The sequence below is a fragment of the Billgrantia tianxiuensis genome (genome assembly GCF_009834345.1).
GTDB lineage: Bacteria > Pseudomonadota > Gammaproteobacteria > Pseudomonadales > Halomonadaceae > Halomonas > Halomonas tianxiuensis.
Window position 1 is genome coordinate 1,574,491 of record NZ_CP035042.1, and the last position, 22,591, is coordinate 1,597,081.

The following is a 22,591-nucleotide window of genomic DNA, read 5'->3' on the forward strand; positions in this document are numbered from 1 at the left end:
GACTCAGGTTCAACCGGGCTGAACCTGAGTGTTGGAACGTGGCAGAGTGAGGCTGAAGGTGGTCACGCCGTTGCTGGAGGAAACCACGATCTCACCACCGTGAGCCTTGAGGATTGAGCGGGTGATGGCGAGGCCGAGCCCAGCACCCTCTCCATGGTGGCTGCGAACGTTGTCGACGCGATGGAAGCGCTCGAACAGGCGCGCGAGTTGGTCGGGAGGGATGGGGTCACCTGTGTTGCGTACCGAGAGGCGTGCCTCATCGGCATGCGGCTCGATCTCGACTACGATGTTGCCACCGGCTGGGGTGTGGCGAAGAGCATTGGAAAGAAGGTTGGCGACAGCCCGGCGTAACATCAGGTGGTCGCCGATGACGGTGGCTGAACCGGTGGCCTGCATCGTGACCTGTTTCTCTTCGGCAAGAGCGTCGTAGAACTCCAGCAGGGCGGCTACTTCCTGCTCTAAATGAACCGACTCGGCTGGATTGGGCAGAAGCCCATGGTCTGCCTTGGCCAGGAACAGCATATCGGCGATCATCCGGGCCAAGCGCTCCAGTTCTTCCAGGTTGGAATGAAGGGTGTCTTGATATTCCTCTGAGTTGCGTGGCCGAGACAGGGCCACCTGGGTCTCGGTGAGCAGGTTTGACACTGGAGTGCGCAACTCATGAGCAATATCCGCGGAGAAGTCACTTAGGCGTTGGAAGTCAGCCTCGAGCCTGTTCAGCATTCCATTGAACGCGTTGGCCAGCTCGAGCATTTCCGGCGGAGTGGCTTGTAGATCCAACCTTTCCCCCAAGCGTTCGGCTGATAACCGCCTGGCTGTTTCGGTAATTCGCTTGAGGGGGGCCAGGCCTTGACGCGCGACCAACCAGCCGAGTAGCGCCGTCAGCAGGGCGGCCATCGCAATGCCTGTCCAGAGGTATCGACGGATGTCCTCGAGAAAGTGCGCGTGGTGCGTGATATCCAGCCCCAGCAGGACTTGTACGGGAGCAGGTGCGGGTAGGGGAAGGTGTTGCTGAACCTCACGGCCAATGAATTCATAGCTCGCCACGCTCCAGCGGGCGCTAGGTGAGCTAACGTCCCCATTTTTTATCGGTGCGAGAAATTCCGGTTGGTGGGCGTAGAGTATCCGTCCCGCTTCATCGCGAATGGACACGGAAAGGTTGGCATGACTCGTTAGCACGTCATCGAGGTACCTGGGCAGTGTATCCAGTGCGGTGGGGCTGTCGGCTCGGGCAAGCAGGTTTTCAATCATGCTCAGTTTTGCTGTCAATTCCATCTGATCGATGTCATCGAAGTGGCCCCGAATCAGATGCTCGAGCGAGAGCCCAAGCAGCAGCAGCAGGCCTGCTACCAGCAATGAAAAGAGTGTGGCCAGGCGTGCAGTCAAGGAATGGGGGTAAAAGGTCATTGGCTATTCCCTGACTCCAGTACGTAACCCATGCCTCGGACGGTTCGGATCAGCTTGTCGGAGTAGGGGCCGTCAATCTTGGCGCGCAGCCGCCTGACGGCAACGTCGATGACATTGGTATCGCTGTCGAAGTTCATGTCCCACACCTGAGAGGCGATCAGCGAGCGGGGCAAGACCTCTCCCTGTCGGCGAATCAAGAGCTCGAGGAGTGCGAACTCCTTGGCGGTGAGCTCGATACGTTCGCCGGCCCGGGTGACTCGCCGTCGTAAGAGGTCGAGCTCAAGATCGGCGGCGCGGAACACTTCCGGCTCACGTACCTTTCCGCGGCGCAATAACGAGCGGATCCGCGCCAGTAGCTCAGAGAAGGCGAACGGCTTGACCAAATAGTCGTCGGCCCCAAGCTCAAGCCCGCGCACCCGGTCGTCGACGTCGTCTCGTGCCGTCAGAAAGAGCACAGGTACGTCCTGTCCGGATCGGCGCACCATCTGCAAAATGCTCCAGCCATCCAGACCCGGCAGCATCACGTCGAGAAGCAGTAGGTCATAACCTTCGTTCTGAGCCAGGTGCAAGCCATCCAGACCATCGCGGACCAGATCGACAACGAAACCGGCTTCTCGCAGCCCTTGCGCCAGATAGTCACCGGTTTTTGGCTCATCCTCAACGATCAATATCTTCATAAAGCCTCCGTCTTGCTCTGATCGAAAATGACAAAAATGTCATTTTCGAGTCAGTTTCCTGTCCTCTACTGCCACGTACTATACCTACATGAATAAACAACAAGGGAGGTGAGTAGGCAGAGTCGTTACTCTATCACGCCCGCAGCTTGTATCAATAGCCCTGAGGGTTGGGACGTGGTGTAGAAAAATTCTCCGTTAAAATGAGGTGTGTCATGATTAAGAAGATTGCTCTTGCCGCTGCCGTTGTCAGCATGTTCTCTGTGCCAGCCTTTGCCAATTTCGGCAGCGGGACGAATGGGAATATCCTCCAAAAGGGCAGTACACCCAGCACTATCATTAACGCTGGGCAGCCTCATACTTATCAGATAGATCTGGACCAGCCTGCGACGGTCAGAATTGCAAGCAGCCACTTTCCGGGAACGCATTCCATACTGCCGATGAAAGCCAAGTTGATCGATGCTCAGGATAACACTGTGAAAGAGGTGAGCTCTTCCGGTGGCGACTTTGAAATTCGAGAAGCTTTGCAGGCTGGCAAGTATCGTTTAGTAGTGTCAGGAAATTCAGCTCCCGGCGGGGATAGTTGGGACGTTCATCGCTATAGCTTGCATGTCGCCTTTCAATAATCTGATGTCAGAGTTTTGAAGTTTATGGCTGGCCGGCGTGAGTCGGCCAGTTTGTAAATAATGCCAAGTGATTTAATTAACGCTTGGCTCAAAATATGGTGGAGCGCTGTTCTTGCAGCAGCGCTCTGGCGAGCGCGGGGTAGCTCATGGGAATTCGATTACCAATGGTGCTCGCAGTGATGCTGGGCACAGCGTTTTTGTTACCTCTCCCGGCGTTGTCGGGGCCGATACTGTCGCTCAGTGAAGCGGAGCGACTTGCCCGTAGCGATGATCCTGCCACGCTGCGCTATCAGGAGTTGGCTGAGGCTCGCCGCGAGGCAGCCATCTCAGCCAGGCAACTCCCCGACCCGGCGCTGATCATGGAAGTCATGGACGTGGCCCGGGATGGTTTTTCCCTCGAAGACGACACCATGACCCAACTTCGCCTTGGAGTGCGTCAGACGTTTCCACGAGGGGACAGCCGCCGACTGGCCAGTGAGCGGGAATCGGCCATGGCTCAGGCAGAAGCGGCGCGTAGCAGCAATGCGGAATTGGTTGCCGTCCGTGCCGTGCGTCGTGCGTATCTGATGCTCTTCGAACAGCGCGCCATCCTCGACGTGTTGGAGAAGAGCCAACCCTTGTTCGAGGACTTGCGTGAGATAACCGAACGCGAATTCGCCTCCGGTTTTGCCGACCAGCAGGACCTGTTGCGCGCCGAGCTGGAGCTGAGCCGACTGCATGACCGCGTGTTGAGCGTCCAGGCGCAGGAAGCGGCAGCCCTGGCTCAGCTTGCTCGCTGGGTTGGCCAGGAAGCCATCTTGCGCCCCTTGCCCCTCGAGCTGCCCGAGCTGGCCGAGCCGACGGGGACGTTGCTGGCACATCCACTGCTGAGTGCCGAACAGGCCGTTATCAATGCCGGCAACCATGGCGTCGAGCTGGCGCGTCAAGGCTACAAGCCGCAGTGGACGGTCGAGCTGACCTACGGCACACCAACAGAGCGGGGCATGGGCATGCCGGACCGCATGTCGGCGATGGTCATGGTCGACCTCCCGCTCTTTACACGTCAGCGCCAGGATCGTGATCTATCGGCCAGCGTGCATCGACGTGAAGCCGCCCAGTATGCCTGGGATGAGCAGGCCCGCGAGTTGCAGCGCCAACTGGGGGAGACCCAAGCCAGATGGCAGCAACTGAACGAACGTGAGCGTCGTTATGCGGAGCATCTTCTTCCGCAGGCCCGTGAGAACGCCGAAGCCGCCGAACATGGGTATCGCAACCGCACGACGGATTTCAATTCGCTCGTACGCGCTCGCCTCACTGAGTTGGAAACGCGCATCGAGGCAGTGCGCATCGGCACACAGCGTCGCCTCGAGCAGGTGGATCTGCTCTATGTGTTGGGAGAAAACGCATGAAGACATTGGCGGTTATCGTCCTGCTTGGTATGGGCGCGGCAGCGGGAGTCGCTGCCGTGACCTTTTGGCCGGACTCGCATGGGCATGTTGCCGTGGCGGGGGGCACGGCCAATGGGGAGAGAGAGATTCTTTACTACCGGCATCCGCATAACCCCTCCGTAACCTCTCCTGAGCCGCGCAAGGACGAGATGGGCATGGATTTCATTCCGATCTATGTGGGTGGCGGCGATGCGTTGCCCGGTACGGTGAGCATCAGTCCCATCGTGCAGCAGAACATCAATGTGCGTATCGGTTCCGTGGCTCGCGGCGATCTGGTACGCCTGGTCGAAACGGTCGGCTTTGTCGACTACGACGAATCGAGACTTAGCCACATCCATCTGCGTACCCAGGGGTGGATCGAGGATCTCAGCGTGAGGACAACCGGAGAGCGAGTTGAGGAGGGGCAACTGCTGTTCCGCCTCTACTCGCCGGAACTGGTCAACGCCCAGGAAGAGTTGCTGCACGTTGTGCGTCGCGGTGGCAGTGCTGCTCCAGCCCGTGAGCGCCTCAGGGCGCTGGGGGTCAGTGCCGCCGAGATTGCGGAGATCGAGCGGGCCGGACAGCCGCGCCGACTGATCTCGGTCAGGGCTGGGCAGGGAGGTGTCGTGGAGTCGCTCAACGTGCGTGAAGGGATGTATGTCACGCCGGGCACAGAGGTCATGACGATTGCGGACCTCTCGCAGGTATGGGTGATTGCCGACCTGTTCGAGCATCAGGTGGATGCCGTGGCGAGAGGCGACGCCGCTCACGTGAAGTTGCCTTTTCGTCCCGGCGAGCGTCTTGAGGGCAAGATCGATTATATCTATCCGAGCCTGAACAGCCCGACTCGAACCGTTCAGGTACGCCTTGCCTTCGACAATCTCGGTGAGCGGCTCAAGCCGGGCATGTACGCCGATGTCCAGTTGACCACCCGCCCGCTTCAGGGCGTGCTGTACCTTCCGGCCGAGGCAGTGATCCGCACCGGCCGGCAGGATCGCGTCATCCTGGCGCTGGGTGAAGGGCGCTTCCAGGCACGCGAAGTACAGGTAGGGCGTCGTGCCAACGGCGATCTGGAGATCATCGAAGGCCTCAAGGAAGGAGAACGTGTCGTTCTCTCCGGCCACTTTCTGCTCGACTCCGAGGCGTCCGCCAGTGCGGAACTCAACCGCATGCGAGAAGCAGAGCAAGAGATCGGTGACGAAGTTTGGGCCGAGGGACGCCTGCTTGGCATCGATTACGACGCCCGCGTGCTGAATGTCGATCATGAACCGATTCCGCTGCTGGGCTGGCCAGCGATGATGATGGACTTTGCCGTAGCCGATGACCTCGGGCTCGATGGGCTGCACGACGATATGGCGATGCGCTTCCGCATGCGTGAGCGGGAAGAGTTCGTCTACGAAATCACCGCTATTGAGCCGATGGCTCACGACCACTGAGGAGTCGATCCATGATCGAAAGGATCATCGCGTGGTCATTGCATAATCGTCTGTTGGTGCTTCTCATGACGGCTATCTTTGTCGCCTGGGGGATCTTCTCCGGACGGCAGATGCCTCTGGATGCGATCCCCGATCTGTCCGACGTACAGGTGATCATCAAGACCAGCTATCCCGGCCAGGCTCCCCAGGTCATCGAGGATCAGGTCACTTACCCTTTATCGACGGCCATGCTGGCCGTGCCCAAGGCGAGGGACGTACGCGGTTTCTCCATGTTTGGCGACTCCTACGTCTACGTGCTGTTTGAAGACGGTACCGATCCCTACTGGGCGCGCTCTCGAGTGCTGGAGTACCTGAGCCAGGTGGCACCCAGCATGCCGGAAGGGGCGCAGCCTGCCTTGGGGCCCGATGCCACCGGCGTCGGTTGGGTCTACCAGTACGCCTTGGTAGATCGCAGTGGTGAACTCGACCTGGCTGACCTGCGTTCGCTGCAGGATTGGTTCCTCAAGTACGAGTTGCAGTCGGTAGCAGGTGTCTCCGAGGTCGCCACGCTGGGAGGCATGATCAAACAGTACCAGGTGGTGCTGGATCCCAATCGGGCGCGAGCCTACGGCCTGACCCTGGCGGGGATTCGCTCCGCCATCTCGGGGGCGAACCGTGAAGCGGGCGGTTCCGTGATCGAGATGAGCGAGGCGGAATACATGGTGCGCTCGCGGGGATATCTGACCGGCATTGAGGAACTCCGTCTGGTGCCCGTTGGCCTGGGCAATGACGGCACGCCAGTGCTGCTCGAAGATGTAGCCGACATCCGTATCGGCCCCGCAGCTCGGCGTGGTATCGCCGAGCTGAATGGCGAAGGTGAAGTCGTGGGTGCCTTGGTGGTCATGCGCCATGGTGAGAATGCACTGGCCACCATCGAGCGTGTCAAAGCGCGCCTCGACGAATTGCGCCCGAGCCTGCCGGAAGGCGTCGAGATCCTGGAGACCTACGATCGTTCGGTACTGATCCAGGAGTCGGTGGACAACCTGACGGCCAAGCTGTTGCAGGAATTCCTCATCATCGCGCTGGTATGTGTCGTCTTCCTGCTTCACTTCCGCTCCGCCCTGGTGGCCATCATCGCACTGCCGATCGGTATTCTGGCGGCGCTGATGATCATGCAGGCCAAGGGTATCAACGCCAATATCATGTCGCTGGGTGGTATTGCCGTGACGATTGGCGCCATGGTGGATGCCGCCATCGTCATGGTGGAGAACCTGCACAAGCGGCTGGAGAAGGCGCCACCGGGTGAGGACCGCTGGCATACCGTGGCGGAGGCGGCCAAGGAGACGGGCCGGCCGATCTTCTTTGCGTTATTGATCATCGTGGTCAGCTTCCTGCCGCTGTTCACGCTTCAGGGGCAGGAAGGACGCATGTTCCAGCCCCTTGCCTTCACCGGTACCTATGCCATGGCGGCGGCGGCCGGGCTAGGCATCACTCTGGTGCCGGTCTTGATGGGCTACTTGGTGCGCGGACGCATACGCCCCGAGGCTTCACACCCGCTTAGCCGCATGCTGATTGCCATTTACCGTCCCGGTCTGGATGCCCTGCTTCGCTACCCCTGGGTGACCGTCGTGGCCGCGGTGCTGCTGGCTGCCAGTGTGATTTATCCGGCCGGCAAGTTGGGCAGCGAATTCATGCCTCAACTGGATGAAGGCGATCTGATGTACATGCCGTCGCTGGAGCCCGGCGTCTCCATTGGCAAGGTGCGTGAATTCGTTCAGCAGACCAATCGTCTGATCATGTCGGTGCCGGAGGTGGAGCGGGTATTTGGCAAGGCGGGGCGTGCCGATACCGCTACCGATCCGGCGCCGATAGGCATGCTGGAAACCGTCATCAGTTTCAAACCGCGTGACCAATGGCGCGAGGGGATGACCAAGGATGACATCATCCGCGAACTGGACGAGACGGTCAGCTTTCCGGGAGTAGCGAACGTTTGGGTACCGCCGATCAAGACGCGCATCGACATGCTCTCGACCGGAATTCGCTCGCCGGTAGGTATCAAGGTGGCCGGCTCCGACCTGGAAGAAATCGAGCGAATTGGCCGTGAGATCGAGCGCGTGCTCCATGATGTTCCAGGCACGGCCTCGGCTTATGCCGATCGCACCGCAGCTGGGCGCTACGTCGAGGTGGATATTGACCGACGTGCCGCAGCGCGTCATGGCGTCAGTGTCAGTGACCTGCAGGCCATCATTCAAACCGCAGTCGGGGGATGAACGTCAGCGAAACCGTCGAGGGTCTCGAGCGCTATCCCATCAATTTGCGCTACCCCCAGGATTGGCGCGACTCGCTGGAGAGCCTGCGGGATCTGCCGGTCATCACGTCGACCGGTGCCTTCCTTCCACTACAGGCGCTGGCGCAGGTCGACATCGTCGACGGACCGGCCATGATCCGTACCGAGAATGCACGCCTCAACGGCTGGGTCGTGGTCGATATCCGCGGGCGCGATATCGGCACCTACGTGGCCGAGGCGCGCCAAAGGGTGATGGAACAGGTCACGTTGCCGGCCGGGTATTCGGTGACCTGGTCAGGCCAGTACGAATACATGGAGCGGGCCAAGGAGCGCCTGCAGTGGGTGGTGCCGGTGACCATCGTGCTGATTTTCCTGCTGCTCTACCTGTGCTTCCGTAACGCCGCCGAGACTTTCATGCTGATGGGATCGCTGCCTTTCGCCGCCGTCGGTGGCGTGTGGCTGCTCCATTGGCTGGCCTACGACGTCTCGGTGGCCGTGGCGGCGGGTTTCATCCTGTTGATCGGCCTGGCGGCGGAGTTCGCCGTGGTGATGCTGATGTACGTTCGCGGAGCGGTGGAACAGCGCCAGCCCCGCACTCGTGGTGAGCTCCGCGAAGCGATCATCGAGGGAGCCGTCATGCGCGTACGGCCCAAGGCCATGACCTCGCTCACGGTAGTCCTGGGGCTTAGTCCGCTGCTGCTGGATTCCGGTCCCGGCTCCGAGGCGATGCAGCGCATTGCTACTCCTGTCGTTGGCGGCATGATTTCTGCCCCCCTGGTATCGCTGCTGCTCATTCCCGTTCTCTACTGGTTATGGCAGCGGCGCAACTTCCCCGAGTCCGTCTCATCAGAGGCTGAGCTCAGTATCTCCAAAACCGAAGGAAACCTTTTATATGAAAAGTAGTGTGCTTCAGCTGGCAGTCGTAATGGGCCTGATGGTGACAGCTCCTGTAATGGCGAGTAGCGATCATGGCCATGGCAAGCATGCGGGCCATGGTGCCATGGCTGGCCATGCACAACAGGAAATGCGCACGGCGGAGGGCGTCGGTATCGTGCGGTCGGTGGCTGATGATGGCAGTAGTGTAGTACTGGCTCACGAGCCGATCGCTGAGCTTCGTTGGCCGGCCATGACCATGGAGATGTCGCTGGCAGACCCTGCACTGGCCGAGCTTGTCGATGCTGAAGACCGTGTCAGCTTCGTCCTGCGCCAGATCGGCGAGACCGATTACGAAATCGTCTCTATCGAGATCATCGATTGAGATCGGGTCGCTTCCTTGAAAGCGGGCTGGCGGCCGCTCTCCTCGGAGAGCGGCTTGCATCATTCCGGCAATGGCTCGACCAGGCCCAGTGCCACGCAGATGCGTACCAGCTCGGCCAGGTTACCGGCGCCCAGCGCCTTCATGCCCCGCAGCCGGTAGACCTCCACCGTCTTGGCGCTGACATCGAGATGCTCGGCGATCTCGCGGCTGGTCATGCCCTCGGCCACATGCACGAGAATCTGTCGCTCCTTGGGGCGCAGGGCATCGAAGCGCTGCTGCAGGGCATCGAGACGCTGGCGCAGCGAGCGCAGCCGCTGGTGCTCGGCGAGCGCCTGCTGTACGGCATCGATCAGCTGCTGGTGATTGAATGGCTTCTCGATGAAGTCGAAGGCACCGGACTTGAGCGCGGCGACGGCCATGGGCACGTCGCCGTGACCGGTCATGAAGATCACCGGTGCGGTGTCGCCGCGCTCGTTTAGCCGCTGCTGTACCTGCAGGCCGGAGAGCCCCGGCATGCGTACGTCCAGCAGTACGGCATCGAAACTCTCGGGCGCAGCGGCAAGAAATGCCTCGCCGTCGGCGAAGGCGAGGGTGGTCAGCCCCACGGAATCGAGCAGCCAGGCCAGTGAGTCGCGCAGCGCCTCGTCGTCGTCGACCACGGCGATACAGGGGGCGCGGGTAGGCTCGGTCACGGCTGGCTCCGGGGTGATACGCTGCGATGGATGGGGTTCGCTTCGCTCAGCAGTGTACCGGTAAAGATGGCGCCCCCGGAACCGTCGGCCAGTTCCAGGCTGCCGCCCATGGCCTCCATCAGCGAGCGACTGATGGCGAGCCCCATGCCCAGCCCCTCCGGGCGGCTGGAATGGAAAGGAGAGAAGATGGCCTGGGCTTCGTCGTCCGTGACACCAGGGCCCTGGTCGCTGACGCTGAAGGTGACCTCGCGGGGGCCGCTCTGGTGTGCGTGGACCTCCACCCGTGTCGCTCCGGGTTGCTCGCGGCTCGCCTCCAGCGCGTTGAGCAGCAAATTGACCAGCACCTGCTCCAGGGCGATGGGGTCGGCCTGGACGCGCGGTAGTGCTTCCGCCAGCTCATGCTCGAGGGCAATGCCAGCCTGCTGGTACTGCCATTCGCACAGGCGACAGGCGGCGTCGACCACGTCGAGCAGCACGACCGGGCGTGGCCGGGTCTGGCCCTTGCGCACGAAAGCGCGAATATGGCGCAGGCGCTGCGCCAGACGTTGCACCTGCTCGTCAATGCGCGTGAGCGGCAGGGTCAGGTCGCTGGCTGGGCGTCCCGGGTCGGTACGTAGCTGCATCAGCGCACCGCTGGCGTAGTTGGCGATGGCACCCAGCGGCTGGTTCAGTTCGTGGGCGATGTTGGAGGCCAGCTCGCCGGTGGTAGCCAGGCGGTTGGCGTGGGCGATCTGCTCCTGGTGACGCCGCGCCTGGGCCTCGGCGGCCTTGCGCAGCCCGATGTCGCGGTTGAGCAGGGAGAGGTGGTCGGGTTCGGCGCCCGGGCCGCGGTGGGCCAGCACCACGCTGAGTACCGGTACCGCTCCCTGGGGCCCAGGCATCTCCAGCTCTCCGCTCCAGGAGCCGTAGCGGGCCACGGCGGGCAGCACGATCTCACGCAGGATGGTAAGCGAGCCCGGCGTATAGGCCTGCTCGAGCCGGGCGCCGAGCCCTTCGCGCGGCAGGCCCAGCAAGCGTCGCGCCGCCTCGTTGGAGTAGAACAGCCGCTCGTCGCCGTCGCAGAACAGCACGTAGTCGGTGGTCGATTCCACCACTCGTGCCAGGCGCTCGCGGTTGGCCTCGGCGCGAATGCGCCGCCCCACATCGCGGGAGACGCAGAGCACGTCGATCAGCTCGCCGCTGGCCGGGTCGCGACGGGTGCGGCTGGTGGTCTCGAACCACACGTAGTGCCCGTCCTTGGCGCGAAAACGATAGGTCTGTTGGTAGAAACCGTCGTGGTAATAGACCCGGGGCGACTTGTTGAGCAGGTCGGCGAGGTCGGAAGGGTGGAAGAGGTCGTAGGCCGAGACGCCGATCAGCTCCTCGGGCTCGTAGCCGAGCAGGTCGCGGGCGGCCTGAGAGGCGTAGAGGAAGGTGCCGTCTCGGGCGTGGCGTGAGATCAGATCGGTGGTGCTCTCCGCCAGCCATTGGTAGTGGCGTTTCTCCTCGTCGAGTTCGAGGACCTTGGCTTCGAGCTCGGCATTGCGGGCTTCGAGCTCGGCCAGCCGTGCGCGCAGCGTCTCTCTATCGCTTGCCATCAGCGTGCCGGGTCCACCAGGCCACCCAGCGAGGCATTGCGCCGGAACCAACCGGCGATGCTGGCCCGCGGTAGGCGGGTCGGCAGCACCTCATGGGGCACGTTTTCGGAGAGAAAGCAGGCGAAGTTGCCGGCCTCGGGACGTACCCGGGCCACTTCCCGCTCGGGGTCGTCGGCGGCGAAGATCGCCATCTCGCCGCCGCCGTCCGCCGGCCAGTCGGGGTTGAGATAGCCCACCGTGGAAACCACCCGGTTGGCGCGGCCGCGGAAGCTGTCCAGGTGTTTCTTGTAGAAAGCGCCGGGCGGGTAGTGGGCGAAGTGGGCCTCGTATTCGAACAGCCCCAGGTACAGTGCCTGGTTCAGTTCGCGCTGCAGCTCGCCCATGGCCTCGAGATAGCGGCGCTGGGCCAGGCTCTCGCGGTCGAGCCAGCGGATGGCATCACCGCGAATGTCGCGGCGCAGCTGGTGTTCGTCGCCGCGGCCGATGCCGGCCACGGCCAGCGCCTCGCGCTCGGCCATCTCCATCAGCTCCCGGTGCAGGTCATGGCACAGCTCTGCGTCGAGAAAGCCTTCGCCGATGAACCAGCCCTGTTCCACCAGGGCGTCGACCAACTGAGGCAGGGCACTGGCCGCGAAGGCCGGTCGGGTGAGCAGCGACATGGACGAGGCAGGACCTCCGGGGCAGGCATTCAGGAAAGGCGCGTCTCGGTTTTCGAGCTGCGCAGCAGGCGTTCGGGAAAATAGCATAGCCGACCGCTGGGTGGCTCATCGAACAGACTGATGGGGCGCTCGAACCCCTCCGCCAGCAGTTCCACCAGCATCATCGCCGAGAGGCCCCAGATCACCTGGCCCTGGGTATGGTAGCTGGGCACGTAGTGAGGGCGACCGTTCACCGGGATCACGTCGGTGTGGTGGCGCCGGTCCTCGAGGAACAGTTCGAGCGGCACCTCGAAGATGGCGTCGAGTTCATCGGGGTCGGGCACGAGCGGCAGATCGGGAGGGATCAGGCCCACGTAGGGCGTGACCAGAATGCCGTGCAGCGAGATCACGTCCGACAGTCGGCCGAGCAGCTCGACCCGATCCGGCGGCAGGGCGATTTCTTCGTGGGATTCGCGCAGGGCGGTGAACAGCAGGTCGCGGTCGGTCTCTTCGCGCTTGCCGCCGGGGAACGCCACTTGGCCGCTGTGGGTATTGAGGTGGCCCGCCCGCCGGGTGAATAGCAGCGTCGGTTCGGGGCGGTCGACGATCGGCATCAAGACCGCGGCCTGGGGCATGTCGAGGCGCATGCGGCGCGGAGCGTGCGCTTGCAGGCGCTGGCGAAGTTTCTCTAACATGGAGTTTCCATCGGCTTTGGTTCCTTCTACCCGGGGGCCTTCGCCGACGTCAAGCCTGCCAGGGAGACCCATGAACTTCTGCAGCCACTGTGGCCAACCCGTGCGCTTCGCGATCCCGGCAGGGGACGACCGGCCCAGGTACCTGTGCGATGCCTGCGGCTCGATCCATTACCAGAACCCACGCATCGTGGCGGGCACGCTGCCGGTGAGCGGGTCGCGTATCCTGCTCTGCCGCCGGGCGATCTCCCCGCGCAAGGGCTTTTGGACCCTGCCGGCGGGATTCATGGAGAACGCCGAGACCACCGTCGAGGCTGCCGCCCGCGAAACCCGCGAGGAAGCCTGTGCCGAGGTGGACATTCACGGCCTCTATACCCTGATCAACCTGCCACATATCAACCAGGTCTACATGATCTTCCGGGCCAAGCTCACGGGCAGTTTTTCGGCCGGACCGGAAAGCCTGGAGGTGGCGCTGTTCGAGGAGCATGAGATCCCTTGGGACGAGCTGGCCTTTCCCACCATCGAGCGCACCTTGCGTCATTTTTACGCTGATCGTGACAACGATCACTACCCGCTGCACATCAGCGACATCACCGCCGAGGATCGCGAGCGTTACTTCGGCTCTGCGTGATAGAAGGGGTCGGCCTGATGAGCAAGCGAGAAGGAGCGGGTAACGTGGACAAGTTCGAGCTGAAGCTGGACCAGGCGGCGCGTGCGGCCTGGCTCTCCTACGTAGGGGGGCGGACCCAGGACGAGATTGCCAACCAGCTCGGGGTGTCGCGCCCCGGCGTGCAGCGGCTGCTGGCCCTGGCCCGTCAGGAGGGGTTGGTCAAGGTCCATATCGACCATCCGCTGACCAACTGCATGGTGATGTCGGATGCCATCCTCCAGCGCTTCGGACTCGAATTCTGCGACGTGGTGCCGGCCGACCCGGAAGCCCCCGAAAGCAGCGCCCACTACCTGGCCGTGGCGGGAGCGGAGCGTCTGGCCCGGCTGATCGAACGCTCCGAACCCTTGACCCTGTCATTGGGCACTGGGCGCTCGATACGCGCCACGGTGGAGGCGCTCAGCCGTATCGAGCGTCCCCAGCACCGCTTCGTCTCGCTGGTGGGCAACGTTGCCCGCGACGGTTCCGCCAACCGCTACGACGGGGTGATGGTACTGGCCGACAAGACCGGCGGGGAGCGTTTCCTGCTGCCGGCGCCGGTGGTGGCCGGCTCGGTGGAGGAGAAGGAGGCGATGCTCGGCCAGCGCCTGTTCCAGGCCATCGTCGAGGTTGCCAAGGATGCCGAGGCGGCCTATATCGGCGTGGGTCGCATCGACCGCCAGGCGACCCTGTTCCAGGACCACTTCATCAGTGAGGCCGAACTCGATGAGCTGCTCTCGCGTCAGGCCGTGGGTGAGCTGCTCGGTTGGCCGCTCGACCGCAACGGCACCGTCATCGAGTGTTCCATCACCCGGCGTGTGACCAGCCTGCCGCTTGCGATGTTCCGCGATCAGACCCTGGTGGCATTGGCCGGCGGACGCGACAAGGGCCCGGCCATTCTTGCCGCGCTGCGTGGCGGTTGGCTCAAGGGGCTCATCACCGACGAGAGCGCTGCCCGCTACATTCTCGAGAACGAATGCTAGTTCCTCGAAACGCAAGTTAGCCAGGCATTTACTCTATATAGCCTAAAGTCTAAAGGCGTCGTCTTTGCCTTTTTGCGCTTCGTGTCCGATCATTTGATCGATGACTGAGTAATTGTTCAAAACAATAACCCGGCTTCCAACAACAACGCCCCTGCGGGGCAAGCCCAGCACACAGGAGCACGACATGAAGCTCGCTCACGCCTTTCCCCTGGCCAGCCTGGCCGCTGCCGTTGCCGTCGCCAGCACGGCCCAGGCCGAGACCATCACCGTGGCCACGGTCAACAACAACGACATGGTCATCATGCAGAGCCTGACCGAGGCCTTCGAGGAAGCCAACCCGGATATCGAGGTCAACTGGGTGGTGCTGGAGGAGAACGTGCTGCGTCAGCGCCTGACCACCGACATCGCCACCGACGGCGGTCAGTTCGACGTGCTGACCATCGGCACCTACGAGGCGCCGATCTGGCCGAGCGCGGCTGGCTGGTCGCCCTCGACGATCTGCCCGAGGCGTATCGGGAGGACGATCTGCTCAAGCCGGTGCGCGACGGCCTGAGTCATGAAGGCTCGCTCTACGCGCTGCCGTTCTACGCCGAGAGTTCGATGCTCTACTACCGCACCGACCTGTTCGAGGAGGCCGGCATCGAGATGCCCGACCAGCCGAGCTGGGAGCAGGTGCGCGAATGGGCCGCCGAGCTGCACGATCCCAGCAACCAGCTGGCCGGTATCTGCCTGCGCGGCAAGCCGGGGTGGGGTGAGAACATGGCCTTCGTTTCCACCCTGGTGAATACCTTCGGCGGGCGCTGGTTCGACGAGGAGTGGAACCCCGAGCTCGATTCGCCGGCCTGGCAGGAGGCGATCGGTTTCTACGTCGACCTGCTCGGCAACTACGGTCCGCCGGGTGCCAGCTCCAACGGCTTCAACGAGAACCTGGCGCTGTTCTCGCGCGGCAACTGTGCCATGTGGGTCGACGCCACCTCGGCGGCGGGCAAGCTCTACAACCCGGCCGAGTCGCAGGTAGCCGATCGCCTCGGCTTCGCTCCGGCGCCGGTAGCCGAGACGCCCAAGGGGGCGCACTGGCTGTGGTCGTGGGCACTGGCCATCCCCGCTTCCTCGGAGAAGCAGGAAGCCGCCCAGACCTTCCTGACCTGGGCCACCTCGCAGGAGTACATCGAACTGGTCGGCGAGACACAGGGCTGGACCAGTGTGCCGCCTGGCACCCGTGAGTCGACCTATGCCAACGAGAACTACCAGCAGGAGGCGCCCTTCGCCAGCTTCGTGCTCGATGCGATCAATAGTGCCGATCCGACCGACTCGACGCTGGAGCCGAGTCCCTACGTCGGCGTGCAGTTCGTCGGCATACCTGAGTTCCAGTCGATCGGCACCCAGGTGGGCCAGACCATCGCCTCGGCGCTGACCGGCGATACCAGCGTCGAGCAGGCGCTGCAGAACGCCCAACGCGCCACCGCGCGTACCATGCAGCGCGCCGGCTACTGATCCACTGCACTCCACCACGCCGGGGCACTGCCCCGGCGGCCACCCCTGACGTTTCATGGTGATGCTATGAGCAAGACACGCGCCTCCGGGCGAACCGTCGGTGGCCTGCGCTCGCTGTCGCTGCAGGCCCCTGCGGTCACGCTGCTACTACTGTGGATGCTGGTCCCGCTGGGCATGACCGTCTGGTTCTCGCTGCAGCGCTACAACCTGCTGATGCCTGGCATGGAAAGCTTCGCCGGCCTGGAGAACTATGAGTTCCTGTTCACCGACCCGGCGCTGTGGCGGGCCATGGGCAACACCCTGCTGCTGGTGGGCTCGGTGCTGGTGATCACTGTGGGCGGCGGTGTGCTGCTGGCCGTGCTGTTCCAGCAGGAGTTTCCCGGCCGCGGCATCGCCCGGGTGCTGGCCATCTCGCCGTTCTTCGTCATGCCCACGGTCAGTGCGCTGGTGTGGAAGAACATGATGATGCACCCCTCCAATGGGGTGCTGGCATGGCTCGCCGGGGTGTTCGGCCTGCCGGCGGTGGACTGGTTTTCGTCGCTGCCGCTGACCTCGATCATCATCATCGTGGCCTGGCAGTGGCTGCCGTTCGCGCTGCTGATCCTGCTCACTGCCATGCAGTCGCTCGACGAGGACCAGGTCGAGGCGGCGCGCATGGATGGGGCGGGGCCGCTAGCCATCTTCTTCTACATCACCCTGCCGCACCTCAAGCGTGCCATCAGCGTGGTGATCATGATCGAGATGATCTTCCTGCTGACGATCTTCGCCGAAATCTACGTCACCACCTCCGGTGGACCGGGGCTCGCCACCACCAACCTGGCCTTCCTGATCTACATCCAGGCACTGCTCGACTTCGACGTCGGCCTGGCCTCCGCCGGCGGGGTGGTCGCCATCATCCTGGCCAACATCGTCGCCATCTTCCTGGTCCGGCTGGTGGCCAGGAACCTGGAAAGCTGAGGCGAGGAGCCGCTCATGACGACACTCAAGACCAAGCAGGCCCTGCCGGCCGAGGGACACCTGGCCACTGCGCCAGCCAGCGAAGCGCGGGCCCGGCACACGCCGTTGGTGCCCAGCGCCGGAGCACGGCGGGTCTGGCTCACGCTGCTGGGCTGGGGGATCGCACTGCTCATCTTCTTCCCCATCCTGTGGATGGTGCTGACCGGCTTCAAGAGCGAAGCCGAGGCGATCGCCGATCCCAGCCTGATCTTCACGCCGACGCTGGAGAGCTACGTCGCCGTGCAGGCCCGGGCCGACTACTTCAAGTTCGCCCTCAACAGCGTGGTGGTGGCCTTCGGCTCGACCCTGCTGGCGCTGGCCATCGCCATCCCCTCGGCCTACGCCATGGCCTTCCTGCCCACCAAGCGCACCAAGGGCACGCTGCTGTGGATGCTCTCCACCAAGATGCTGCCGCCGGTGGGCGTACTGGTACCGATCTACCTGATCTTTCGCGACTTCGGACTGCTCGATACGCGCACCGGGCTGATCATCGTCTACACCCTGATGAACCTGCCGATCGTGGTGTGGATGCTCTACACCTTCTTCAAGGACCTGCCGCGGGACATCCTCGAGGCGGGGCGCATGGACGGCGCCAGTACGCTGCAGGAAGTGCTCTACCTGCTGCTGCCGCTGACCCTGCCGGGCATCGCCTCCACCGGGTTGCTGTCGGTCATCCTGAGCTGGAACGAGGCGTTCTGGAGTCTCAACCTGACCTCCTCCAACGCCGCGCCGCTCACCGCCTACATCGCGTCGTTCTCGAGCCCCGAGGGGCTGTTCTGGGCCAAGCTTTCCGCCGCCTCCACCATGGCCATCGCCCGATCCTGGTATTCGGCTGGCTCACCCAGAAACAGATGGTACGCGGCCTCACCTTCGGCGCCGTCAAGTAACGAGGTATTTCCATGGCAACGCTACAACTTCACAACATCGTCAAGCGCTTCGAAGGCACCGAGGTGATCAAGGGCGTCGACCTGGAGGTCAACGACCGCGAGTTCGTGGTCTTCGTCGGCCCCTCCGGCTGCGGCAAGTCGACCCTGCTGCGCATGATCGCCGGCCTCGAGAACGCCACCAGCGGCGATATCCTGATCGACGGCAGGCGCATCAACGAGGTCGGCCCCGCCGAGCGCGGCCTGGCGATGGTGTTCCAGAGCTACGCGCTCTACCCGCACATGACCGTCGAAGACAACATGGGCTTCAGCCTGAAGCTCGCCGGGGTGCCCAAGGAGGAGCGTCGGCGCAAGGTGCGCGAGGCGGCCTCGATCCTGCAGCTCGAGCCGCTGCTCGAACGCAAGCCCAAGGCGCTCTCCGGCGGGCAGCGCCAGCGCGTGGCCATCGGTCGCGCCATCGTGCGCAACCCCAGCATCTTCCTGTTCGACGAGCCGCTCTCCAACCTCGACGCGGCGCTGCGGGTGCAGATGCGCATCGAGCTGGCGCGCCTGCACGAGGAGCTTGATGCCACCATGATCTACGTCACTCACGACCAGATCGAGGCCATGACCATGGCCGACAAGATCGTCGTGCTGCAAGGCGGCGTGGTCGAGCAGGTGGGCTCGCCGATGGAGCTTTACCACCATCCGCGCAACCGCTTCGTGGCCGGTTTCATCGGTTCGCCAAAGATGAACTTCCTGGCGGTGGAGCGGGTGAGCGCCAGCCCCACGGGCGTCGAGGTGCGCCTGCCCGGCGGGGAGACCTGCACGGTGCCGGTCGACGGCAGCAGCCTTCGTGACGACGCCCTGACCCTGGGCATTCGTCCCGAACACCTCGAACTCGACCCGCAGGGGCCGCTCTCGGGGCGCATCGAGGTGATCGAGCGTCTCGGCGGAGTGACCTCGCTCTACGTGCGCATGCAGGACACCCTGATCACCGTGAGCGCCGACGGCAACGTCGAGAACCGGGTCGGTGATACCCTGCACTTCGGCTTCGACCGCGCCTGCGCCCATCTCTTCGATGTCGAGGACCTGGCCCTGCCCAGCCTGGCGCGCCATCCCCTGGCCGGGCTCAACCGCCAGGACAATCGCGCCCCGTCAGTGGCGGGCGGCCAATGAGCGGGGCGGGCATGGAGACACTGATCTTCGACTGCGACGGCGTGCTGGTGGACAGCGAGATCGTCGCCGAGGCCACGCTGGTACAGCAGCTTGGCCAGCTGCTGCCGGACATCCCCGAGGACGTCGCCTTACGCCAGGCGCTGGGCATGACCACCGCGGCGATCCTCGCGCAGCTGGAGCGGCAGAGCATGCATCGGCTGCCGGCGGATGCGCTGGAGCGCATCGATGGTGCCATCGAGGCGCGACTGGCCGAGGAGCTGAGTGCCGTCGAGGGGGTGGCGGAAACGCTGGCGCGGATCGAGCTGCCGCTGGCCATCGTCTCCAACAGCCGTCGCCGGCGGGTGCTGGCCTCGCTGGCCGTCACCGGACTCGACGCCCGGCTGGGCGAGGTGCCGCTGTTCACCGCCGATGAAGTCGAACGACCCAAGCCAGCCCCCGACCTCTACCTGCTGGCGGCGCGACGGTTGGGCCGGGCGCCGGGCGACTGCCTGGTGGTCGAGGACAGCGTTTCCGGCGTGACGGCGGCCCATGCCGCCGGCATGACGGTGATCGGCTTCACCGGCGCCAGCCATATCGAGGCGGGGCACGCCGAGCGGTTGCATCAGGCCGGGGCGTGGCGGGTCCTGCCGGCCATGCACGGTCTGGAGGCATTGATCCAGCAGTGGCGCGAGCAACGGCGCACCGGCGCGAAGGTGGCCACCAACGAAACCAACGAGGAAAACCCGAGATGAAACTGCAGGACAAGGTGGCGGTAATCACCGGCGGCGCGCGCGGCATCGGCCTGGCCATCGCCGAGCGCTATCTCGCCGAGGGCGCACGGGTCGCCGTGGCCGATATCGACGTGGCGGCGGTGGAGGAAGCTGTGGCCGGCCTGCGTCCGCTGGGCGCCGAGCGCGTGATGGGCGTGCGCCTGGATGTCTGCGACGTCGACTCCATCCAGGCGATGGTCCAGGCGGTCACCCAGCATCTCGGTGCCATCGATATCTTGGTCAACAACGCCGCGGTATTCGACATGGCCCCGGTACTCGAGGTCAGTGAAGCCAGCTTCGACCGCCAGTTCGCCGTCAACACCAAGGGCCTGTTCTTCACCCTTCAGGCGGTGGCCCGGCACATGGTGGCTCGCGGCGAGGGCGGGGCGATCATCAACATGGCCTCCCAGGCGGGGCGCCGCGGCGAGGCGTTGGTGAGCACTTACTGTGCCACCAAGGCCGCGGTGATCAGCCTGACCCAGTCGTGTGCACTCGACCTGATTCGCTACGGCATCCGGGTCAACGGCATCGCCCCGGGGGTGGTCGACACGCCGATGTGGGACGAAGTCGATGCGCTGTTCGCCCGCTTTGAGAATCGCCCATTGGGCGAGAAGAAGCGCCTGGTCGGCGAGGCGGTGCCCTATGGGCGCATGGGCAAACCGGAGGATCACGCCGGCGCGGCAGTATTCCTCGCGTCGGACGACAGCGAATATGTCGTAGCACAAACCTTGAACGTCGATGGAGGCAACTGGATGAGCTAGGCGCATTCGAAAACTGGCTGCGCTCGCTCGCTGCCTTTTCGAACACGCCTAATGCCTGCGCGTTGAATAGGAAACAACAATGAATCCAAACATTCACGATATGGCGGTGCGTTTATTGGAGGCTGCGGAGAACCGGCAGCGCTTCATCGTCGCCCTGGCCGGGCCGCCGGGGGCGGGCAAGTCGTTCCTCTCCGAGTGGCTGTGCCGTGAGCTCAACGAGCGGGTGCCCGGCATTGCCGCGGTAGTGCCGATGGACGGCTATCACCTCGACAACGCCATTCTCGAGCCGCTGGGGCAGCTGCCGATCAAGGGCGCCCCGGAGACCTTCGACCCCGATGGCCTCAAGCATGACCTGGAGCGCATTCGTCGCGCCGACAGGAGCGTGGCGGTGCCGGTGTTCGACCGCCCGCTGGACCTGGCCCGGGCCGGCGGACGCCTGATCACCCTCGAGCATCGCATCGTCATCGTCGAGGGCAACTACCTGCTGCTCGACCGCGACCCATGGCGCGAACTCCACCCGCTGTTCGACATGACCCTGCTGCTCGAGGTGGCCGACGAAGTGCTCGAGGCGCGCCTGATCCAGCGCTGGCTGGGGATGGGCCAGGACCAGCAGGGCGCCGTCGACAAGGCGCGAAACAAGGACATGCTCAATGCCCGACTGATCAAGCGCGAGTCCATCGCACCGGACCTCTACTGGCGCTGACCCGCGACTCGCTCGGGCCGCCACCCATTTTTCGTTCATTGCCGCTTGCGGCAAGGAGTGCCCCTATGCCTGCTCTCAGCAACGCCACGCTTCAACGACTCGACCCGCGCATCGCCGTGCCGCGTTATGACCGCCGTGAGGTGACGCCGGGTATCGTCCATATCGGCGTCGGCGGTTTCCATCGCGCTCACCAGGCCATGTACTTCGACGAACTGATGAACCGCGGCGAGGCGCTTGACTGGGGTATCGTCGGCGTTGGCTTGCTGTCGGGCGACCGGCGCATGCAGCAGGCACTTTCCGCCCAGGACCACCTTTATACGTTGGTGGTGAAACACCCCAGCGGTGAACGTGAGCCGCGGGTGATCGGCGCCATGCTCGACTACCTGTTCGCCCCGGACGACCCCGAGGCGGCCATCGAGCGCATGGTCGATCCCGCCATTCGCATCGTCTCGCTGACCGTCACCGAAGGGGGCTACAACTTCCATCCCGTCAGCGGCGAGTTCGACATCGACAACCGCGACGTCCAGCACGACCTGGACAACCCTGAGGCCTCGCGTACCGTATTTGGCCTGGTGGTCGAGGCCCTGGTGCGGCGGCGCGAGCGCGGCCTGGCGCCGTTCACGATCATGTCCTGCGACAACATCCAGGGCAACGGTGAGGTGGCCAGGCGCATGTTCGCCGCCTTCGCCCGAGCCCGCGACCCGGCGCTGGGCGAGTGGATGGAAACAGAGGTGGCTTTCCCCAATGCCATGGTCGATCGCATTACGCCGGTCACCCAGGCGGACGACATCGCCGAGCTGGCCAGCGAGTTCGGCGTCGAGGATGCCTGGCCGGTGGTGTGCGAGCCCTTTACCCAATGGGTACTGGAGGATCATTTCGCCTGCGGCCGGCCCGCCCTCGAGCAGGTCGGTGTGCAACTGGTCGAGGACGTGGTGCCCTATGAGCTGATGAAGCTGCGCCTGCTCAATGCCAGTCACCAGGCGCTGTGCTATTTCGGCACCCTGGCGGGCTATCGCTATGCTCACGAGGTGTGCCGCGATCCACTGTTCGTCGACTTCCTGCTCGGCTACATGCGCCACGAGGGCAGCCCGACGCTGGCGCCGGTGCCGGGGGTGGATCTCGAACAGTACCGCCAGACCCTGATCGAGCGCTTCGCCAACCCCGAGATCAAGGACACCCTGGCACGGCTGTGCGCCGAAAGCTCCGATCGGATTCCCAAGTGGCTGGTGCCGGTGATTCGCGAGCAGCTCGAGGCAGGCGGCGAGATCCGACGCAGCGCCGCAGTGGTGGCGAGCTGGGCGCGCTACGCCGAGGGTGTCGATGAGCAGGGCGAACCGATTGCGGTGGTCGACCGCCTCAAGGACCAACTGATGGCCCTGGCCGCCGAGAATCGCACGCGGCCCACCGCTTTCATCGACAACCGCGAGCTGTTCGGCGACCTGATCGAGCACGAGCGCTTCCGCGACGCTTACCTGACGACGCTCGAGAGCCTGCAAGAACGCGGTGCGCGCGCTACCCTTGAAACCCTGATCGGGGAGTGAGGAG

At 63.9% G+C, this 22,591-nt stretch carries 18 protein-coding genes and 3 pseudogenes; 15 read left to right on the forward strand and 6 right to left on the reverse strand.

Translation table 11 applies throughout. From position 1 onward, the window contains the following. Positions 1-9 precede the first annotated feature (9 nt). Entirely contained in the window at positions 10-1,407 is a 1,398-nt protein-coding gene (locus tag EKK97_RS07380) for a heavy metal sensor histidine kinase (RefSeq protein ID WP_159550763.1), read from the reverse strand. After that, positions 1,404-2,084, reverse strand: a complete 681-nt coding sequence (locus tag EKK97_RS07385) for a heavy metal response regulator transcription factor (RefSeq protein ID WP_159550765.1) — start codon at positions 2,082-2,084, stop codon at positions 1,404-1,406. Before EKK97_RS07385 ends, EKK97_RS07380 begins: the two co-directional genes overlap by 4 nt. 212 nt (positions 2,085-2,296) lie before the next feature. Between EKK97_RS07385 and EKK97_RS07390 the strand changes: the two genes are divergently transcribed. From EKK97_RS07390 to EKK97_RS07410, 5 genes and pseudogenes are all read left to right on the forward strand, one after another. After that, positions 2,297-2,707 carry a hypothetical protein gene (locus EKK97_RS07390; protein WP_159550767.1) on the forward strand — a complete coding sequence of 137 codons (411 nt, stop codon included), beginning with the start codon at positions 2,297-2,299 and terminating at the stop codon, positions 2,705-2,707. 146 nt (positions 2,708-2,853) lie between these two features. Then, the gene (locus tag EKK97_RS07395; RefSeq protein ID WP_159550769.1) at positions 2,854-4,095 is read left to right on the forward strand and encodes a TolC family protein; all 1,242 of its coding nucleotides are present in this window, start codon (positions 2,854-2,856) and stop codon (positions 4,093-4,095) included. Then, positions 4,092-5,549 (forward strand): efflux RND transporter periplasmic adaptor subunit, encoded by a 1,458-nt coding sequence (locus EKK97_RS07400; protein WP_159550771.1) that lies wholly within the window; start codon positions 4,092-4,094, stop codon positions 5,547-5,549. Before EKK97_RS07395 ends, EKK97_RS07400 begins: the two co-directional genes overlap by 4 nt. Before the next feature lie 65 nt (positions 5,550-5,614). After that, positions 5,615-8,586: pseudogene (locus EKK97_RS07405) on the forward strand (efflux RND transporter permease subunit); the annotation flags it as partial. 154 nt (positions 8,587-8,740) lie between these two features. Beyond that, on the forward strand, positions 8,741-9,073 hold the full coding sequence (locus tag EKK97_RS07410) for a copper-binding protein (protein WP_159550773.1): 333 nt from the start codon (positions 8,741-8,743) through the stop codon (positions 9,071-9,073). A 59-nt stretch (positions 9,074-9,132) separates the two neighbouring features. On the opposite strand, the gene EKK97_RS07415 is transcribed toward EKK97_RS07410, so the two are convergent. The 4 genes from EKK97_RS07415 to EKK97_RS07430 are packed head-to-tail and all read right to left on the reverse strand — an operon-like array spanning position 9,133 to position 12,675. Next, complete coding sequence (locus EKK97_RS07415) at positions 9,133-9,765, reverse strand: response regulator transcription factor (RefSeq protein WP_159550775.1); 633 nt, start codon at positions 9,763-9,765, stop codon at positions 9,133-9,135. Continuing rightward, positions 9,762-11,342 (reverse strand): PAS domain S-box protein, encoded by a 1,581-nt coding sequence (locus tag EKK97_RS07420; RefSeq protein WP_159550777.1) that lies wholly within the window; start codon positions 11,340-11,342, stop codon positions 9,762-9,764. The genes EKK97_RS07415 and EKK97_RS07420 overlap by 4 nt, the downstream gene beginning before the upstream one ends. Beyond that, on the reverse strand, positions 11,342-12,001 hold the full coding sequence (locus EKK97_RS07425; protein WP_159550779.1) for a 2OG-Fe(II) oxygenase: 660 nt from the start codon (positions 11,999-12,001) through the stop codon (positions 11,342-11,344). Before EKK97_RS07425 ends, EKK97_RS07420 begins: the two co-directional genes overlap by 1 nt. 29 nt (positions 12,002-12,030) lie before the next feature. After that, on the reverse strand, positions 12,031-12,675 hold the full coding sequence (locus EKK97_RS07430; RefSeq protein ID WP_159550781.1) for a CoA pyrophosphatase: 645 nt from the start codon (positions 12,673-12,675) through the stop codon (positions 12,031-12,033). Positions 12,676-12,745: 70 nt separating this feature from the next. Between EKK97_RS07430 and EKK97_RS07435 the strand changes: the two genes are divergently transcribed. From EKK97_RS07435 to EKK97_RS07480, 10 genes and pseudogenes are all read left to right on the forward strand, one after another. Next, positions 12,746-13,303, forward strand: coding sequence for an NUDIX hydrolase (locus EKK97_RS07435; RefSeq protein WP_159550783.1), 558 nt, complete (start codon positions 12,746-12,748; stop codon positions 13,301-13,303). A 44-nt stretch (positions 13,304-13,347) separates the two neighbouring features. Then, positions 13,348-14,301 carry a sugar-binding transcriptional regulator gene (locus EKK97_RS07440; protein ID WP_159555720.1) on the forward strand — a complete coding sequence of 318 codons (954 nt, stop codon included), beginning with the start codon at positions 13,348-13,350 and terminating at the stop codon, positions 14,299-14,301. A 184-nt stretch (positions 14,302-14,485) separates the two neighbouring features. Continuing rightward, positions 14,486-15,795: pseudogene (locus EKK97_RS07445) on the forward strand (ABC transporter substrate-binding protein). 66 nt (positions 15,796-15,861) lie between these two features. Beyond that, complete coding sequence (locus EKK97_RS07450) at positions 15,862-16,752, forward strand: carbohydrate ABC transporter permease (RefSeq protein WP_159550785.1); 891 nt, start codon at positions 15,862-15,864, stop codon at positions 16,750-16,752. A 15-nt stretch (positions 16,753-16,767) separates the two neighbouring features. After that, a pseudogene (locus EKK97_RS07455) lies at positions 16,768-17,678 on the forward strand (carbohydrate ABC transporter permease). A 12-nt stretch (positions 17,679-17,690) separates the two neighbouring features. Continuing rightward, positions 17,691-18,833, forward strand: coding sequence for an ABC transporter ATP-binding protein (locus EKK97_RS07460; RefSeq protein WP_159550787.1), 1,143 nt, complete (start codon positions 17,691-17,693; stop codon positions 18,831-18,833). A gap of 11 nt (positions 18,834-18,844) precedes the next feature. After that, positions 18,845-19,564 carry an HAD family hydrolase gene (locus EKK97_RS07465; RefSeq protein WP_159550789.1) on the forward strand — a complete coding sequence of 240 codons (720 nt, stop codon included), beginning with the start codon at positions 18,845-18,847 and terminating at the stop codon, positions 19,562-19,564. Beyond that, entirely contained in the window at positions 19,561-20,343 is a 783-nt protein-coding gene (locus tag EKK97_RS07470; protein WP_159550791.1) for an L-iditol 2-dehydrogenase, read from the forward strand. The genes EKK97_RS07465 and EKK97_RS07470 overlap by 4 nt, the downstream gene beginning before the upstream one ends. Before the next feature lie 79 nt (positions 20,344-20,422). Beyond that, entirely contained in the window at positions 20,423-21,046 is a 624-nt protein-coding gene (locus EKK97_RS07475) for a nucleoside triphosphate hydrolase (RefSeq protein ID WP_159550793.1), read from the forward strand. Between the two features lie 65 nt (positions 21,047-21,111). Beyond that, a complete protein-coding gene (locus tag EKK97_RS07480) occupies positions 21,112-22,587 on the forward strand; it encodes a mannitol dehydrogenase family protein (RefSeq protein ID WP_159550795.1) in 1,476 nt (491 codons plus the stop codon). Positions 22,588-22,591: the final 4 nt, after the last annotated feature.